This window comes from Bacillus sp. JKS001846 (genome assembly GCF_900176455.1).
Classification (GTDB): Bacteria; Bacillota; Bacilli; order Bacillales; family Bacillaceae_G; genus Bacillus_A; species Bacillus_A cereus.
Map to the genome: position 1 here is coordinate 5,353,888 of NZ_FWYG01000001.1, position 17,307 is coordinate 5,371,194.

The following is a 17,307-nucleotide window of genomic DNA, read 5'->3' on the forward strand; positions in this document are numbered from 1 at the left end:
CCATTTTTTGATTATTTCCTTGGAAATTCGACAATACACTATTAATTTTACTACATACCAAAAAAACTGTCAGAAATTACTGACAGCCTAATAAAACTTCTATTGTTGCTTTTCAATTACAGTAGCAGCAATTCGTTCAAACTCTTTTTGAATCTCCTCTTTATATGCATCTACTATTGAAAAATCCATAGCAGCAATATAAATTCGTTCTAATTTATCACGAACCGATTTTGCTTTCGCTAAGAAAGACATCGCCTCATTCATTTTTGCTTTATATTGAATGGAAACATCACGAATTTCCTTCGCATATTTCTCATCCGTCCCTGGCATAACAATAAGGGCATACATATCAATAATTTCATCACCTTCGCGACTTGGAAAATATTCATGTGGTGCGGTGCTATCAAAAATTGCAAAGCCTAATTCTCTTACGATAACCATATCAAGACTATTCGGGTCAAATCCGCAATGATATACTTCAACTTCAAACCCTTTTTCTTCAGCTGCCTTAGCTAACTTTTTAAGCATCGTTGATTTTCCAGAACCTGGGCGCCCTTTTATAAAATAACGATGTGGTAACCCTTCTGTTAAATTAGGAACAAAATCAACTGCTCCTTTCGGTGTAGCAGCTCCTAAAAAACGATGTTTTACAAGCGATTTTCTCCCGCTTTTATCTGCAAATAATTTCTGGATTAGCTGATCGGTTAGTTCATTTGCTTTATTAAAATCTATATTATCAATATATATCTTCTCCCACTCATCATGTATAAGCAATGCCTCTTTAAAACGTGCGTAAGCAGACTGAAAAGCTTTACTTGCTTCTGAAACAAATCTTTCAATTTCTAACTTCTGCTTCCTTAATTTATCTGAGTCCCAAGCAATTCCTAAATTTATATACTCTTCAACAACTCCTGGCATTTTGGGCTCAATTACATGTGGTGATGTCCCATCAACAATTCCTACTTTTAATTTTGGGATAATTACACCATCAACCGATTTATTGTCAGAAGAACAATGTAAAAATTCAATATCATATCCTTTTTCAACCCATTCACGACCGATGGCCTTTATTAAAGAAGATTTCCCCGTTCCTGGACCACCCTTTAAGATAAATAATCTGTCTAACCCTTTTAAATTCTCTTCATATAAATTATGAAATCCCCTAGCTGTATTACCACCAGCATAATAATTCAATACATTTCCTGTCACTGCACTCACTCCTTCGCAGCATTGTATTTACATAAGCTACAATATGCGCGTAGCTTTATTTGGGTGAATACCTATTTTGTATTGCACGCAAAAAGGAAATGAATTACAATTTAACTATCGGAAAATTCCGATTTCAAAATTAAATACTTCTTTATCAAGAGAGGCAGAGGGACCGGCCCTTTGAAGCCCAGCAACCTCAGTTTATACGAACTGAATAGGTGCTAATTCCTGCAAAATGCATTGCATTTTGGAAGATAAAACTCAACTAGCATGTAAAGCTCATCTTTCTTGATACTGAAGGATGAGCTTTTTATTATTTGAAAAACATATATTGGAGGTATGTAAAATGAAAGTAATTGATTTATCACAAACATTTGAAAATAATATGTCTCAATTTCCTGGAACACCTAAAATACAACTAGAAGCTGTTACAAGTGTTGAAGAATCAGGCTATCAAGTTACAGATTTTCATTCTGTCGTTCATGTTGGCACGCATTGTGATGCTCCTGCGCATTTTATTTCAGGCGCAACGACCATCGATCAATTACCGCTGGATCAATTTGTAGGTGAAGCTGTTCTTATTGATGTAACTCATGTACAAGAACGAAAACTACCTAAAGAAGTACTGCACGATGCTGATATAAAAGAAGGAGATATTGTTATTTTCCATTCCAATCTATCTACTAAATGGAATACAGAGGCGTATGAGAAAGAAGCTTTTTATCTTTCTGAAGAATTAGCAGAGGAACTAGTACAATTAAAAGTAAAATCTGTCGGTTTAGATTTTATTTCTCCTGATGAGGTAACGACAGAAACATCACCAATTCATCACATACTACTTGGGAATAATATTTATTTAATCGAAAACTTAACAAACTTAGATGCCATTCACACGAAACGTTTCTTCTTCTCAGCAGCACCTTTAAAAATTAAAGATAGCGACGGTGCTTTTGCAAGAGCATTTGCTGTAATTTTTTAAACAAACTATACAAAAAAGCAAAGATCATCATTGACCTTTGCTTCTATTTTTTTTATTTAAATTAAGAAAGAATTGCTCAACATGAGGACGTAACCAAGCTAAATAATCCTTCTCTTTCTTCTTTGTACAAGCTATTTCTTCCCCATCTACCATTTCAACAAGTTCTAGTTCTAACAGTTGCTTCGTGAATGCTAACATATTCACTTCTTCGGATGGATACTCTTCTTTTAATTTCTCCTCAATTTCCCCCAATAAAAAACCGTCACGCATCATTGCCAATGCATCAATCCAAAGTGGCGGCATTTCATATTTTTCTCCTGTAATTGTGTCTTTTACAGTATAATTCTTTTGCTCTTTTCGAAATTGAATCGTGTGTAAACATACAGTCGAATTTAATGTTAATTCCATCATACCACCTCTTTCATAATATCTGCATAGAAAAAAGGATGCGCGTGCACCCCTTCTTATCTTTTCATAACACTACTGAACCGTTACATGAGCAATCAATCTCATGTCGATATTTTCCTCCATTATAAACGAAGTATTTTATAAAAAAAACCCTTCTTGAAACATTTTATAAAATGTTTATATTTACACAACAAGAACACTTTTCTGAAAAATCTTTTCTCAAATACATTAAACGGTCGGCAGAAAAATTTCTACTTTCGTTCCTACTCCTAGACTACTTTGGATCGTGATACTCCCTTGATGTTCCTTAATAATTTTATATGTAATCATTAATCCAAGTCCTGTACCATTCTCCTTTGTTGTGTAAAACGCCTTGCCGATTTTTTCTAACTTCTCATTCTCTATACCACATCCTTGGTCTTCAACAGAAATACACAAATGTCCTTGCGTTTTTTGATATGCACAGATATGAATTTCTCCACCCTCTGGCATTGATTCTATTCCATTTTTAATGATATTTAATAACACTTGTTTTAATTGCTTATCATCACCGTTTATAGCCGGTAAATTTCCATCTACTTGTAAATTACATTTAACTCTATATTGCGTTGCATAACTTTCCATTAGATGCACAACATATAGAAGGGTGTCTCGTATATTACACCTTTCATAATTTGTTGGCTTTGGTTTCCCTAACAACATCAATTCACTAACAAATCCATTAACCCTTTCAATTTCTTGTAGCATAATGTCGTAGCTCATCGTATCATTTGGATTTCTTTCTTTTTGCATTTGCGTAAACCCTTTTAACGCTGTTAGTGGATTTCGAATTTCATGGGCAATTGTTGTAGACATAGTCCCAATCACAGCTAAATTTTCCGTCTCTTTCATATTGTTCATCATTTCAACCACTGTTCTTACATAAGATTGAAATCGTTTTAATAAAGAATGTGAAATAATGAAATAAAATACACATAAAACAAGTGGAATTATCACTTTTAAATCTTGTAATAGCAATGTGAAAAATACGTACTTTCCAATTACACTAAAGGAAACTAAATAAAAGTATTTTCTATTCACGAAAACTGGGGCAAATAAAATTAACAACATTTCTACCATACTACCATGTTCAAAAGGTCTATCCGTTCGCAAATAAATCATTAAATTATTAACAAGATTGATAAACATGTATCCAAATAAAAATAAATATTTTACAGAATATACATACCCTCTTTTTTGAAGATATATAGAAATAGGAAATAATGCTATTACAAATATAGGCACACCTATCCCAAGACTACCTTCTGGCCACCCTACCGCTGTTCCACTAATATTCATAGCAGGATATACAAAATAATATATAGCGTCATATAAAAAGAATATAATATAAAATAATAATATAAATACCTTTAAGGCTCTTCTTTCTTCATAAATCAAGCTCTTGTATTTGTTCATATAAAAACTCCCCTTGATCGATACAAAAAACTTTCATTGTTATCTCCTTAAAGTATAAGTATGAAATTGCTTTCAGGGCAATATTTAACCTTATAATACTAAAAGGAAGGAGATCTCTCCTTCCTTTTAGTAACAACTTATATCCACCTTACCCTATCATGTAACAATCCATCAGTAAAATTATTATGCCCTATTACAAAATCCTTCATATATAAATTTAAATACTCACCGTACTTACTTTCTGTATTTAATAACAACTCCTCGACGTAATAAGCACCTTGTTCAAATTGATCTAAAAGTAAACTAGACAAGCCCGCATAAATTCCGCACCCTACCTGAAAATACGTTGCATTCGTTTTATATTTACGAAAAACTTGGCTACTATTCATTACATTATACATATATGTCTCACTATTTTCATAAACGAGTAACACACCGACCAAGTCCTCTCCAGCAACCTCTTCTTCCGCTGGATTAAACACTTTACGATTCCAGTTCCATAAATCTTCTACTTGATCTAAGTTCTGTCTAATTATATTTGTTGTATACTCATTAATTCGGTAAAGAAAACCAACTTCCATATTGAAGTTTTTCCCTAAAATTAATACTTCCTCATGTGGCATTAAACAACCATAGAATTCTTTTTCTCCTAACTTCACTTTATACTCTGAAGCATATACATCTTCATAAAAGTAAAGAGGCCGATGATGACTCATATACATCGGATAACTCCAGATTGCTTCATCTAAAAATCGCTCTACTGCCCATGAAGCATAAAGTGTATGTGGCTTTATAAGTGCTGTATCATGCAAAAACGACGTGTCATGTTCTACAATATAACATGCTCTTGGCCTTTCATTTGGTCGTTCCTTCATAAGCTCAACAACCATCCATTGAACAACACCTGGATTCATACCTGAACCTATAATCGCTTTTGTATTTGTAAATTTCTCTTTCTCCTTCTCAAACCTTGTATATCTTTCCGTAAGCTGAAAGCCGATTAAGCTGTCGTCCTGATCTACTGCTTCATTTTCCAAGGCTGAATTAATATAACAAATTCCTAGTTCATTACAACAGCTTAATACTCTAATTGTATCTGCCCCTGAAACATCAATCACAACACTCGTTCTTTTTTCTTTTAAATGTTTTTTAAATTCCACTACATTTTGAAGGTTTATTTCATATAAATATAATTGATCTTTCAAATTCGAAAACAACTCATCGTAATAATTCCTATCTTTTTGTTTTATATCCACCAAATGAAATTTAGCATTCTTTAATACTTTATAAATTGGATCTTTTTCATTTGCTATCGCTTGATTTAAAATTGCTAAAACTGCTTTTGCTGCTCCACCAGCACTACCAAGCAATGTAATTGATAACGAATTCGGAAACTGCTCCACAAACAAAACCCCTTTAATAAATTAGTTGAGCAGCTCCTCCTCAAAAAATAAATTGAATACATAAAAAGATAGCTCGTACACAATTTTTATAAGTTAGTGCAAAGTTACCTTTTAAAAAATCACACTATACTATGTTTATATTCAATTCATTTTCCCCTCATATCCAAATTAAACTAAAACAAATAGGCTCGACCTTTTCTTCTCCGGATAAAAGAAAAAGCCAGCCCTTTCAACTAATCTACGGACAATGGACGGATTTTACATGTTGAATATTCACATACATTTTTGCATCACGTGCTTTTGATATTTCAATATGACCTTCATCAATTTTCGCCATTTTTCCAATTTTATTGGACTCCTCACCTAAATCGAACACCATAATTTTCCCAGCCATTTTAATAAGCTGTTCTTCAAACGTTCTAGCTAACGTAATATTTAACGGATTTACGGGGAGTTCATTTTTATTGAGGGCATACGGTACTTGGTTTTCTTTATACGGAATTAACCATTTTAAATGCTTTAAAGATATATATACCGTTTTATAAACCGGACTATAAAAAACAATATAGTCGTTCATCACACTTGTAACATAACCATGTATTGGAGCATTTCCTGCTACATAAACTTCTGTAAAAATCCCTTTAGAAGTACTTAATACTTTTCTCAAAGAAATTGAAGGGGATTCCCTCTTAATTACAGAATCAACATCTGGTTTTAGTATGTCTTCGTCATGTGCTCTTAAAAATTTATAGTATTGTACATGATATAAAGATATATATACATAGTCTTGTCCATTGTAAAGAACAATAATGTCATTTCCTACGTCTATTAATATACCTTTAAACCTTTTTTCACCGATTAATTTAACATATATATTTTCCCCAATACTTTTGTTTAACTCATTCATCTATATCCTCCTTCCTATGAATTTCAGCTTTACTATCTTCCATTTCAAAAAATAATCAGGGCAATGTTCTGTCTTAATAGTAAGTAATTCCTTTTCATACTATTGAAATAAGAAATTGTTCTTCTCTTTCCCTCATAATGCCCCTCTTATTTATTAAACATTATTCATCTTCATTCTTTTTACATTTCACTACTTGACTCACACTCTTAATATGATAATTAATGATATAAATAACTTCATCACCGTTTACTAGCGTAATACATTCTTCATGCACTTCACTTAATAAGCCTTCTACACACTCTGGGCCGCCACGATTAATCTTTACCCACTTATACTTCAAGTCACGTAATACATCGACAAAAGTATCATCATCAGAGCAGAAACATGAAACATAGCCATCGCCACATTTACTTTCTTTCACTTTTTTAACTAGACTTTTCACATGTTTCAATTGGTAATATACTAATTCACCAAGAGGAAGTTGTAATGTAAGGTAATCTCTTCCTAACGATACAAGTACCCCCACTCGACTCTCTGGTCCACGAAGATTTACTTTTACAGTCTCACCGACTAAGCCTTTAATTTGTTCACAGCATAATATACTTTCCAAATTTATATCCTCCTTTCTTATTATCTTCCTCTTCTTGACTGTCTTTGTGCGCGAGCTCGACCCGAATCATCACTTTCACTATTGCTTTCACTGTCGCTTTCTTCGCTTTCTCTACAAGCTACTGCGACACTCTTAATATGAGATACTGCAACTAATATAACTTCTTCTTTTACAATTAGTGTCACAAATTCACAAGAAACATCTTGTAAAATACCTTCAACTTTCTCTGGGCCACCACGATTAATTTTCACCCAGCAATATTTGAAGCTTTGAAGTAACTTTTCAAAGTCATCTTCACATTCACATTCCAACCATCTGCAATCATCTGCTTTACAATCTTTCGCATTTTTTGTAATACTTTTCAGATGACGAATCTGATAGTAATAGAGCTCTCCTTTTTCATTCTTTAATACAAAGTAATCCGAACATACAGCGACTATTGTCCCTTTTTGAGATTCTGGACCACCCCTGTTTACTCTCACAAAAGATCCAATTAAGTCTTTCAGAAAATCACAATGAAATAAACTCACGAGAAAACCCCTTCCATTAATTTATAAGCTTTTGCACTGATAGTATATGTATCTGTACAGGTTACGTTCTCTATGTTTGTCCTAGCTAGAAAAAAATATGCTTTTAACATGGTAGACTACTACCTATCAAAATTTGAAGAAAGGCTAAGAACTCCTTATGTTTTTGATATCTTCAAACAAAAAATCCCTTATGAATATACATTTCTGCATATCTTCATAAGGGATTTTCCATAGTTTAATCTTCGTCTTTAACATCCATATCTTCTGGAATTGGTTCGTTCAATATTTCTTCCACTAATTGCTTATATTTCTCCATTTGTTCTAAATGTGTATTAAATTGTTCTTTATTTACTAAATATTGCTCTCCATCGAATAGCGCACGAATTTTCTTTTGCTGAATTAACTCTTCAATATACGATTTTGGTAAATTCAAATACTCCGCAGTCTCTTCTACTGTTATATACAATGCGTTCATTCCTTTATTATTTTTTCATCTATACTGTATCTTACTTTACTTTATTTTTGTAAACAAATAAAAAAGATTTTGTAAATGCAGTTCAAAAAGCAGGTAGATGCATTCCATATATTGTATAGTATTATATAGTAAGAATTTTTTAAATATAGAATGGTATTACCCATTTACACAAAGGAGAGTTAACATATGGCTACTCGTCACATCATTACAATGTTAGAAAAAACACTACAAGTTGAAACAGAAAACACAATTTCTCATTTAAATGTATCTTTATCTGATCGTTTTCTTTCTCAAAGCACAGCAATACATGAAAACAATTGTTATCATACAATTGGTGAATGGTACAAAAATCATTTCTTATTCCAACAAGATGATTTCCTTTGGGCTAAATATGCCTTCTATGACGCATATTGTGAAGCCATCAAAAAACAAGGTCATCTTACAAAACGTGTTCGCCAAATATTAGAATCATTAGCTCGAATGCATGGAAAACAGTATATTGCTTCTATACTAAATATGCCATTTCCTAATGAACGCGCTAAAGGGACAGCGTAATTTAGCCATGTTCTGCGTAAGCAAAACATAGCTAAATTGTTTTCTAGGATGCTTTACCAATAAAAAGTTCATATCATATGAACTGATGAAATCGGTGTCATTATAATGATAGAAAATATAGTAAACAGGAAAACCCCCACGTACATCTCTCATCCATTTGAATAGAGAAATACGTGGGGGTATACTTGTTCCTTATTATTTCATCATCTGCTTAATCAGTTCGCGATTTCTCTTCTTAAATACTTCATTATGAGAAGAAACCATTCCGTACTCACTTGCATCTGGTTGGATAAATTGTTTTGCTTTATTCACAGCATTTCCAGCATCTTGGAATGCACCTGCAATTAAGTGTAGTTTCCCTTCGTGCTTTAAAATATCTCCAGCAGCATATAATCCATCTACTGAAGACTCACTATTTGCATTACCTGCAATATAATAATTATCTATAATTGCAACGTCTAACTCACTATTTTCTAATAATGTAATGTCGCGTTCATATCCATGATTAATAATAACTTCATCAATAGGTAAATGAGAAACCTCACCTGTTTCATGATTTGTTAATTCTACATATTCGATTGCTTCATGATTATCACCAGCAATTAATTTTGTAATCGATGTATTAAAGAAACACTCCGCTGAGCTGTTCATAAGTTGTTTTACTTGTGCTTCATGACCAGATAATTCTTCTTTTCTATAGGTTAAATACACTTTTTTCGCAATTGGTTCTAATTCATTTGCCCAATCAACAGCAGAATTGCCTCCACCGGAAATAATAACTGTTTTACCTTTGAAACGCTTTAAAGATTTAACTGTATAATTTAAATTCGATACTTCAAATCGCTCAGCACCCTCAATAGATAACTTTTGCGGTTTCAATATACCACTTCCTGTTGCGACGATAACTGTTTTTGAAAAGTGTTCTTCGCCAGTACTTGTTTTTAATATAAAAGTACCATCTTGATTACGAATAATTGATTCCACTTTTGTATCTAATACAACTTCTGGCTTAAATGTTAACCCTTGCTGTACAAGTTGTTCAATTAACTTATCACCTGTAACTGGTAATAGTCCTCCTACATCCCAAATCATTTTTTCCGGATACACATGTATTTTTCCACCTAAATGTGGTTGAAATTCTATTATTTTCGTTTTCATTTCTCTGAGTCCACTATAAAAAGCTGAATAAAGCCCTGCAGGTCCTCCGCCTATCACGGTTACATCAAACAATTCTTCTCGATTCATTCGTGCTCACTCCTCAGCTACTAATCATTGATTATCATTCTCAATAAAATATAACCTGTTTCCGCAAAATTTACAATCAAAATTACTATTGACAATACACCTATATAAAATTATATTATTTAAAGAATCAATAGTGATAATCATTATCATTTTGTTAATAATTAGCAAATTTGAAATTACATCTTCTTTCATTAATATAGTTATTACTATATTATAAAATCTCATATTCAAGATTTTTAATAAATTATTTTGCATTACCACTACTATTTCAAAAAGATTACAGTTAAACAAATTATTGTATACACATATCATCTATGTTAAAGGAGAAAGACGATGAAAAAGTTATTTATTTCACTAACAGTCCTTTTCGTTCTTGTTATGAGCGCTTGTAGCAATGGCTCTACAAACAAAAAGAATGATGCAAAAGGTAGTAACTCAGAAACAATTACATACCAATCTGAAAATGGTAAAGTAGAAGTTCCTGCAAATCCAAAACGCGTTGTTGTTTTATCATCATTCGCTGGTAACGTAATGTCATTAGGAGTAAATCTTGTTGGGGTAGATTCATGGTCTAAACAAAACCCACGTTTTGATAGCAAACTTAAAGATGTTACTGAAGTATCAGATGAAAACGTTGAAAAAATCGCTGAACTAAATCCAGATTTAATCATTGGTTTATCAAATATTAAAAATGCTGATAAGTTAAAGAAAATCGCTCCTACTGTAACATACACTTACGGAAAAGTTGATTACTTAACACAGCATTTAGAAATCGGTAAGTTATTAAACAAAGAAAAAGAAGCAAAAACTTGGGTTGATGACTTCAAGAAACGTGCACAAGACGCTGGTAAAGAAATTAAAGCAAAAATCGGTGAAGATGCAACAGTTTCTGTTGTAGAAAACTTCAACAAACAGCTTTATGTATACGGCGAAAACTGGGGCCGCGGAACAGAAATTCTGTACCAAGAAATGAAATTAAAAATGCCTGAAAAAGTAAAAGAAAAAGCATTAAAAGAAGGTTACTACGCATTATCTACTGAGGTATTACCTGAGTTTGCTGGTGATTACTTAATCGTAAGTAAAAATAAAGATACTGATAACTCATTCCAAGAGACAGAATCATATAAAAACATCCCAGCAGTAAAAAATAATCGCGTATACGAAGCAAACATGATGGAATTCTATTTCAACGATCCACTTACACTAGATTTCCAACTAGACTTCTTCAAGAAGAGCTTTCTTGGTAAATAATACAAACATGAGGAATTCTTAAATTAAGAATTCCTCTTCCTTTATTCTATGAACAGAAAAGATGTGAAACGAATGACAAAAGATCACGACAATCCACGTTCTATAGCTTTTACATACAAACTAATTTTGAGCATAATTGCATTTTTTCTTATTTTTATGGTGGCAATGGTATTAGGGGCTGCCGATACTTCAATAAAAGATGTATGGTTAGCGCTCACTTCCTCTGCTAAAGGGGACAAAATATCTATTATTCGAGAAATTCGTTTACCACGTGAAGTAGCTGCAATTTTTGTAGGAGCTGGACTTGCTGTTTCTGGAGCAATTATGCAAGGATTAACACGAAATCCGCTTGCAGATCCTGGATTACTAGGGCTATCTGGTGGAGCAAATGCTGCACTTGCACTGACACTTGCTTTCAACCCTTCCATCAGCTATCTTTACTTAACATTAGCTTGCTTTATCGGTGCTGCAATCGGTGCGATTATGGTATTTGGAATTGGTATGGTGAAAAAAGGCGGGCTGTCCCCTCTTCGAATTGTATTAGCCGGTGCTGCCGTTTCAGCATTTCTACTCGCAATTTCAGAAGGAGTCGGCATTTACTTCAAAATTTCACAAGAGGTATCACTTTGGACTGCTGGGGGCGTAATTGGAACAACTTGGGGCCAATTAAAAATTATTATTCCAGTCATTTCAATTAGTATCTTTATCGCTATCTTACTAGCAAAAAAATTGACAGTTCTTAGTTTCAGTGAAGAAGTTGCTATTGGACTAGGTCAAAAAATTATTGTTATTAAAACCATTTTATTTATCATTATTATATTACTTGCTGGTGCGTCTGTAGCTCTTGTCGGAAATATGGCATTTATCGGCTTAATGGTACCTCATATGGTACGTCCAATTGTCGGGCCAGACTACCGATTTGTTATACCAATGTCAGCAATTACTGGAGCTTCCTTTATGCTACTTGCAGATACAGTCGGACGTACTATTAACGCTCCGTACGAAACACCAGTTGCCGCTATTGTCGCAATTGTAGGGCTGCCATTCTTCCTATTCGTTGTACGTAAAGGAGGAAAAACATTCTCATGATGCAATCTATTCTAAGAAAACAACGTCTTATTATACTCGCTTTACTAATACTAACCATCACAACCATTGTAGTTGGAATGGGACTTGGTTCAGCATCTTTATCTTATGATCGACTACTCCCAACATTAATGGGACAAGGGACTTTTAAAGAGGAGTTTGTTTTATACTCTTTACGACTACCTAGAATTGTTATTACATTATTAGCTGGTATGGCTCTCGCTTTATCAGGTGCTATCCTACAAGGAATTACCCGAAATGATTTAGCGGAACCTGGTATTCTCGGTATCAACTCTGGAGCCGGTGTTGCTGTTGCTATTTTCTTTTTATACTTTCCAATAGATGTAGGTTCATTTCTTTACTTACTACCTGTTTTTGGATTTATCGGCGCATTTCTGACAGCTGTTCTAATTTATGTATTTTCTTATAGTAAATCAACTGGACTTCAGCCAATCCGACTAACATTAACTGGTATTGGTTTTTCATTTGCACTATCTGGAATGATGATTGTCCTTATTTCATCCGCTGATCGTATGAAAGTGGACTTTATCGCCAAATGGATTGCAGGAAATATTTGGGGAGATGACTGGGTCTTCGTTTTAGCAATGCTCCCATGGTTAATCGTATTAATTCCGTTCGTTTTCTATAAAGCAAATCGATTAAACATTCTAGCATTAAACGAGCCAGTCGCAATCGGCGTTGGAATTGAAATTGAAAAAGAACGCAGATACTTATTAGTCGCAGCCGTTGCGCTTGCAGCTGCAGCTGTTTCCGTAACAGGAGGAATTAGTTTTGTCGGACTAATGGCTCCTCATATTGCAAAATCTTTAGTAGGTCCAAGACATCAAATTTTCATGCCTATCGCCCTTTTAATCGGCGGATGGCTATTGTTATTAGCAGACACAATCGGACGTAATATCGTCGATCCTAACGGTATTCCAGCTGGTATTGTCGTTGCTTTAATTGGTGCTCCTTACTTTATGTATTTATTGCTTAAAAAGGCGTAAGAAACACCCTCAAGATTTTTTCTTGAGGGTGTCTTTTATTTCATTCTACTGCTGCCCATACCCTTCAAACTTCTTCGCCAAATTCTCCATCTCATCTTCTGGCAATAGCTTTGGTTCCCCAATGCTTTTCGTTTGATAATAAATTTGAGCACAAAACTCAATCTCTTCTGCAACAGTAAATGCCATTTTTATATTATTTGCACCAGCAATTAAACCGTGATTTGCAAGTAGCACAGCACGACGATCAATCATGCCTTCAAAAGCAGCATCCGCTAATTGCTTCGTACCAAATGTTTCATACGGCGCACAGCGGACATTCGGACCTGCAAAAGCAATTAAATATGACACAGCCGGAAGCTCCCATCCTAATGACGCAATCGTCTTCGCGTAAGAAGAATGTGTATGCACAAGCGCATTTATATCTTCACGCTTCCTATAGTAAATAAGGTGCATATCTAATTCACTTGATGGTTTTCTCTCTCCTTCTATTACTTCACCATCTAGGTTTAATATAACTACATCTTCAGGCTTTGTTTCATAATACTCTAAACCACTTGGGCTAATCGCAACAAGACCTTGTTCACGATTAAAGATACTAATATTACCACCCGTCCCCTTTGTTAAACCACTAGAAATCATTTTCTTTCCATACGCTACAATTTCTTCTCTTTCTTTTTGTAATAACATATACATCCCCCTAAGTATGAAGCTTATGATGACTGACTTTTATATTTATCTACTTATTGAAATATCTTTTTTAAATTCTCCGTAAACGGTGCCTTTACAATCCCTTTTTCTGTAATAATCGCTGTTACATTTTCATGTGGAGTAACATCAAATGCTGGATTATATACTTTACTTTCTTTCGGAGCAGAATATTGTCCGAAGCGATTAATCACTTCAGAAGCATCTCTTTCCTCGATGGGAATTTCTTTTCCTGTCGGTGTTTTTAAGTCGATTGTCGGCGTTGGCGCTGCTACATAAAACGGAATGTTGTAGTATTTCGCTAAAATAGATACGCCTAATGTTCCAATTTTATTTGCTATATCACCGTTCGCTGCCACACGGTCGCATCCAACAATTACAGCGTCAATCTTCCCTTGTGACATGACCATAGCCGCCATATTATCCGTAATGACAGTAACATCAATTCCCGCTCGCTGTAGTTCTAATGCCGTTAACGTTGACCCTTGTAATCTTGGACGTGTTTCATCCGAAAAGATTTTTAAGTCCCATCCTTTTTCTTTCGCTAAGTACATTGGAGCCGTCGCAGTACCATACTTAGTCGTCGCTAACGCACCAGCATTACAATGTGTTAATACTCCCATTCCATCATGGAATAATGTTAATGCATGTTCTCCAATTTGACGGTTTATTTCTTCATCTTCTCTATGAATTTCTTTTGCCTCTTCTAGTAATCTATCTTTCAACTGTGAGATTGATAAATGAATATTATCTGCCGCTACACTTTCCATTCTTTCAAGTGCCCAAAATAAATTTACTGCAGTCGGTCTTGATGTCGCCAAGTATGTACATACCTTTCTTACTTCATCCATAAATCCTTCTTCCGTACTTTCAGCAAATTCCTTTACCCCTAAATACACTCCATAAGCTGCTGAAACACCAATCGCTGGTGCACCTCGTACTTTCATTACTTGAATGGCATCCCACACACTTTCAGCTGTTTTAAATGATTCATAGACAATTTCATTCGGTAATAACGTTTGATCTAACAAAACTAAAGCATCATCTTTCCACTGAATTGGTATTAATTGCTCTTCCATCATATTCTCCCCTTACTCCGCGTAGTGCATTGACTGTTCTTTTAACGTTTCTACAAAACTTCTACCTGTTCTATATTGATTCGCTCGTAAAATAAAACTCTTCGCGACTTTAAGACAAATTCGCTCCGCTCTAGCACGTGCTTCCTCATTCTCAATACAAGTAATATCTTTTACTTTCGCTAATCCAACAATACGGCGGATTAATTCAAGACCTGTCACTGCAGCTGTATCCTCTAATACAGATTGTAAATATACTTCGTTAAAGCCTTCTTCCTTCGCCATAATCTCGGTCACATGAATATCCCAAGCATCTAAAAACTTCTTCTTAAATAAATCAATTACCTCTACCATCGTAGTTTGTAACCAATCCATATACGTATCTTTCTCAGCTCCAGGTGGCATCGTTGCATCTGCATTCACCCAAGCAAACATTAAATTCGCCATTACATTCCCAACGTCATATCCCATAGGTCCATAAAAAGCAAACTCAGGATCAATAACCTTTGTAGAATCATCTCTTACAAAAACAGAACCAGTATGTAAATCACCATGAAGCAATGCCTGTGCATTCGTCATAAAAGAAAATTTACGTTTCGCTACTTCCATACGAAGCTCTTTATCACTATAAATATGCTCCCTAATCCATCCCTCATTTAAAGGAAATAACTCATTACGCTTATTATGATTTGTAAATGGTTCTGAATATACGAGGTCCTCTGTAATCTCACATAATTCAGGATTTATATAATTCTTCACAAGTTCCTTCTTCTCTTTATGATTCATTACAACATCAGATGTTAATAAAAGTGTATTTACCATAAAAGTAGTTAAGTCGTCAGCAAGCTGCGGAAATATTTGATGATTTATAAGTGCTGTACGTAATATTGTGTGATTCGATAAATCTTCCATTACGCAACAGTTCATCACACTATCAAATAAATACACCTTAGGAACAAGTCCAGGTGCTAACTCATTCTCTAACTGCAAAACATCTGATTCTATACGAATACGATTCGTCGATAACTTAAACTCATCTGAAATGCGAGCTGTATCCCCAGCTTGCTTTACGATGACAGACATGTTCTCTTTTTCATCCCAAACGCGGAACACATAATTTAAATTGCCATCACCTATTTCTTTACACTTTAGCCCCTTTGCATGTTCAAACCTAGATAATTTCTCTTTCACATATGCAATCACATCGCTAGCTTCCATGAAAAAATACTTTGTGAACTTAGACATGGTTTCCCCTCCACACCAATTGTAAGCGTTTTCTAAAAGCTATAAAAAATAATAGGTTGAATTTTTTCATCCTATAAATATGTATTCTTCTTTTTGAAAGGTATATCTAGGTTTTATTATATCTTGTTAGCACTTTGAGTCAATGTTTCTAACTATCAGCGTAATATACTTCCTAATTATATATTTGAGATGACAAAAATTGTTCAAAAAGATTTCGATTCATTTTATTTTATTTATCGCACAATTCTTTGTAAAATAGAAATAAGCAGTTCCTTTTCAAATACATAACTTCTAAGAAATATTTCCTTCCTAAGAATTTACACTTACACCATATCTCTAACATACACACTACTCTTTCAAACAATCATTGAAAATTTATAAACTTAAAGTTACCTTTCCATTCCCTGTTAGCCTTAATTGAGAATAAATATTAATTAAATTGGTATAAAGTTGGTTTATTCTCTTGACAAAATAACCACTTCTATATGATAATTAATATCGAATTAGAATTATTATAGTTAATTAAAAAATATATTTTATGAGCACACTATTTTTTGATGCTCAAAACCAACATTTAGGAGGAATTTTAACATGTTATTAATCGGCACAGAAGTAAAACCGTTTAAAGCTAATGCTTACCATAATGGAGAATTTATCCAAGTTACTGACGAAAGTTTAAAAGGAAAATGGAGTGTAGTTTGTTTCTACCCAGCTGACTTCACATTCGTTTGCCCAACTGAACTTGAAGACTTACAAAACCAATACGCAACTCTAAAAGACTTAGGCGTTGAAGTATACTCTGTATCTACAGACACTCACTTCACTCACAAAGCATGGCATGATAGCTCAGAAACTATCGGCAAAATCGAGTACATCATGATTGGTGACCCAACTCGCACAATCACTACAAACTTCAACGTTTTAATGGAAGAAGAAGGTCTTGCTGCTCGTGGTACATTCATCATCGATCCAGACGGCGTTATCCAATCTATGGAAATCAATGCTGATGGTATCGGCCGTGACGCAAGCATTCTTGTTAACAAAATTAAAGCTGCTCAATACGTACGTAACAACCCAGGTGAAGTTTGCCCAGCTAAATGGCAAGAGGGTTCTGCAACACTTAAACCAAGCCTTGACCTTGTAGGCAAAATCTAAGGAGTT

At 34.2% G+C, this 17,307-nt stretch carries 18 protein-coding genes and 1 riboswitch; of the genes, 6 read left to right on the forward strand and 12 right to left on the reverse strand.

Translation table 11 applies throughout. The features are described from left to right. Positions 1–99: 99 nt before the first annotated feature. A complete protein-coding gene (locus tag B9A45_RS28410; protein ID WP_000147470.1) occupies positions 100–1,209 on the reverse strand; it encodes a PRK06851 family protein in 1,110 nt (369 codons plus the stop codon). A gap of 148 nt (positions 1,210–1,357) precedes the next feature. Continuing rightward, positions 1,358–1,470, forward strand: a riboswitch (SAM riboswitch). A gap of 85 nt (positions 1,471–1,555) precedes the next feature. Between B9A45_RS28410 and B9A45_RS28415 the strand changes: the two genes are divergently transcribed. Continuing rightward, entirely contained in the window at positions 1,556–2,188 is a 633-nt protein-coding gene (locus B9A45_RS28415; protein WP_000862983.1) for a cyclase family protein, read from the forward strand. 27 nt (positions 2,189–2,215) lie between these two features. Here B9A45_RS28415 and B9A45_RS28420 read toward each other — a convergent pair whose 3' ends face one another. From B9A45_RS28420 to B9A45_RS28455, 7 genes are all read right to left on the reverse strand, one after another. Next, positions 2,216–2,596: a hypothetical protein gene (locus B9A45_RS28420; protein ID WP_000424119.1), complete on the reverse strand. Its 381-nt coding sequence runs from the start codon at positions 2,594–2,596 to the stop codon at positions 2,216–2,218. A 228-nt stretch (positions 2,597–2,824) separates the two neighbouring features. Continuing rightward, a complete protein-coding gene (locus B9A45_RS28425) occupies positions 2,825–4,051 on the reverse strand; it encodes an ATP-binding protein (protein ID WP_084065556.1) in 1,227 nt (408 codons plus the stop codon). A 137-nt stretch (positions 4,052–4,188) separates the two neighbouring features. Further along, the gene (locus B9A45_RS28430; RefSeq protein WP_053513310.1) at positions 4,189–5,454 is read right to left on the reverse strand and encodes an S-adenosylmethionine decarboxylase related protein; all 1,266 of its coding nucleotides are present in this window, start codon (positions 5,452–5,454) and stop codon (positions 4,189–4,191) included. A 238-nt stretch (positions 5,455–5,692) separates the two neighbouring features. Further along, a complete protein-coding gene (locus B9A45_RS28435; protein WP_001004265.1) occupies positions 5,693–6,361 on the reverse strand; it encodes an LSm family protein in 669 nt (222 codons plus the stop codon). 160 nt (positions 6,362–6,521) lie between these two features. Continuing rightward, positions 6,522–6,971 (reverse strand): hypothetical protein, encoded by a 450-nt coding sequence (locus tag B9A45_RS28445; protein ID WP_000443836.1) that lies wholly within the window; start codon positions 6,969–6,971, stop codon positions 6,522–6,524. A gap of 20 nt (positions 6,972–6,991) precedes the next feature. After that, entirely contained in the window at positions 6,992–7,501 is a 510-nt protein-coding gene (locus tag B9A45_RS28450; protein ID WP_000051528.1) for a hypothetical protein, read from the reverse strand. 235 nt (positions 7,502–7,736) lie between these two features. Continuing rightward, a complete protein-coding gene (locus B9A45_RS28455) occupies positions 7,737–7,976 on the reverse strand; it encodes a helix-turn-helix domain-containing protein (protein WP_001998970.1) in 240 nt (79 codons plus the stop codon). Positions 7,977–8,162: 186 nt separating this feature from the next. Here B9A45_RS28455 and B9A45_RS28460 point away from each other — a divergent pair, with 186 nt between their 5' ends. After that, positions 8,163–8,531 (forward strand): hypothetical protein, encoded by a 369-nt coding sequence (locus B9A45_RS28460; protein ID WP_000235475.1) that lies wholly within the window; start codon positions 8,163–8,165, stop codon positions 8,529–8,531. 195 nt (positions 8,532–8,726) lie between these two features. Here B9A45_RS28460 and B9A45_RS28470 read toward each other — a convergent pair whose 3' ends face one another. Continuing rightward, on the reverse strand, positions 8,727–9,776 hold the full coding sequence (locus B9A45_RS28470; protein WP_084065558.1) for an NAD(P)/FAD-dependent oxidoreductase: 1,050 nt from the start codon (positions 9,774–9,776) through the stop codon (positions 8,727–8,729). A gap of 333 nt (positions 9,777–10,109) precedes the next feature. Here B9A45_RS28470 and B9A45_RS28480 point away from each other — a divergent pair, with 333 nt between their 5' ends. Genes B9A45_RS28480 through B9A45_RS28490 form a run of 3 tightly spaced genes read left to right on the forward strand, consistent with a single transcriptional unit; the run spans position 10,110 to position 13,120 of the window. Next, the gene (locus B9A45_RS28480; RefSeq protein WP_084065559.1) at positions 10,110–11,027 is read left to right on the forward strand and encodes an iron-hydroxamate ABC transporter substrate-binding protein; all 918 of its coding nucleotides are present in this window, start codon (positions 10,110–10,112) and stop codon (positions 11,025–11,027) included. A gap of 48 nt (positions 11,028–11,075) precedes the next feature. Next, the gene (locus B9A45_RS28485; protein WP_002100683.1) at positions 11,076–12,116 is read left to right on the forward strand and encodes a FecCD family ABC transporter permease; all 1,041 of its coding nucleotides are present in this window, start codon (positions 11,076–11,078) and stop codon (positions 12,114–12,116) included. Then, positions 12,113–13,120, forward strand: coding sequence for a FecCD family ABC transporter permease (locus tag B9A45_RS28490; RefSeq protein WP_084065560.1), 1,008 nt, complete (start codon positions 12,113–12,115; stop codon positions 13,118–13,120). The genes B9A45_RS28485 and B9A45_RS28490 overlap by 4 nt, the downstream gene beginning before the upstream one ends. 45 nt (positions 13,121–13,165) lie before the next feature. Here the strand turns inward: B9A45_RS28490 and B9A45_RS28495 are convergent, their stop codons facing one another. The 3 genes from B9A45_RS28495 to mtnK are packed head-to-tail and all read right to left on the reverse strand — an operon-like array spanning position 13,166 to position 16,146. Beyond that, on the reverse strand, positions 13,166–13,807 hold the full coding sequence (locus B9A45_RS28495; protein ID WP_084065561.1) for an L-fuculose-phosphate aldolase: 642 nt from the start codon (positions 13,805–13,807) through the stop codon (positions 13,166–13,168). Between the two features lie 53 nt (positions 13,808–13,860). Next, positions 13,861–14,907: an S-methyl-5-thioribose-1-phosphate isomerase gene (gene mtnA / locus B9A45_RS28500; protein WP_021728705.1), complete on the reverse strand. Its 1,047-nt coding sequence runs from the start codon at positions 14,905–14,907 to the stop codon at positions 13,861–13,863. A gap of 9 nt (positions 14,908–14,916) precedes the next feature. Further along, complete coding sequence (mtnK, locus tag B9A45_RS28505; RefSeq protein WP_084065562.1) at positions 14,917–16,146, reverse strand: S-methyl-5-thioribose kinase; 1,230 nt, start codon at positions 16,144–16,146, stop codon at positions 14,917–14,919. Between the two features lie 591 nt (positions 16,147–16,737). Between mtnK and ahpC the strand changes: the two genes are divergently transcribed. Continuing rightward, a complete protein-coding gene (gene ahpC, locus B9A45_RS28510; protein ID WP_000924420.1) occupies positions 16,738–17,301 on the forward strand; it encodes an alkyl hydroperoxide reductase subunit C in 564 nt (187 codons plus the stop codon). The last annotated feature ends 6 nt before the right edge of the window (positions 17,302–17,307 follow it).

Bases quoted from the DNA above. Each gene is read 5' to 3' on its own strand.
- B9A45_RS28480 (WP_084065559.1), top strand. From the start codon at position 10,110: ATGAAAAAGTTATTTATTTCACTAACAGTCCTTTTCGTTCTTGTTATG.
- B9A45_RS28490 (WP_084065560.1), top strand. From the start codon at position 12,113: ATGATGCAATCTATTCTAAGAAAACAACGTCTTATTATACTCGCTTTA.
- B9A45_RS28495 (WP_084065561.1), bottom strand. From the start codon at position 13,807: ATGTTATTACAAAAAGAAAGAGAAGAAATTGTAGCGTATGGAAAGAAA.
- B9A45_RS28420 (WP_000424119.1), bottom strand. From the start codon at position 2,596: ATGGAATTAACATTAAATTCGACTGTATGTTTACACACGATTCAATTT.
- B9A45_RS28460 (WP_000235475.1), top strand. From the start codon at position 8,163: ATGGCTACTCGTCACATCATTACAATGTTAGAAAAAACACTACAAGTT.
- B9A45_RS28415 (WP_000862983.1), top strand. From the start codon at position 1,556: ATGAAAGTAATTGATTTATCACAAACATTTGAAAATAATATGTCTCAA.
- B9A45_RS28425 (WP_084065556.1), bottom strand. From the start codon at position 4,051: ATGAACAAATACAAGAGCTTGATTTATGAAGAAAGAAGAGCCTTAAAG.
- B9A45_RS28435 (WP_001004265.1), bottom strand. From the start codon at position 6,361: ATGAATGAGTTAAACAAAAGTATTGGGGAAAATATATATGTTAAATTA.
- mtnK (WP_084065562.1), bottom strand. From the start codon at position 16,146: ATGTCTAAGTTCACAAAGTATTTTTTCATGGAAGCTAGCGATGTGATT.
- B9A45_RS28485 (WP_002100683.1), top strand. From the start codon at position 11,076: ATGAACAGAAAAGATGTGAAACGAATGACAAAAGATCACGACAATCCA.
- mtnA (WP_021728705.1), bottom strand. From the start codon at position 14,907: ATGATGGAAGAGCAATTAATACCAATTCAGTGGAAAGATGATGCTTTA.
- B9A45_RS28470 (WP_084065558.1), bottom strand. From the start codon at position 9,776: ATGAATCGAGAAGAATTGTTTGATGTAACCGTGATAGGCGGAGGACCT.
- B9A45_RS28455 (WP_001998970.1), bottom strand. From the start codon at position 7,976: ATGAACGCATTGTATATAACAGTAGAAGAGACTGCGGAGTATTTGAAT.
- ahpC (WP_000924420.1), top strand. From the start codon at position 16,738: ATGTTATTAATCGGCACAGAAGTAAAACCGTTTAAAGCTAATGCTTAC.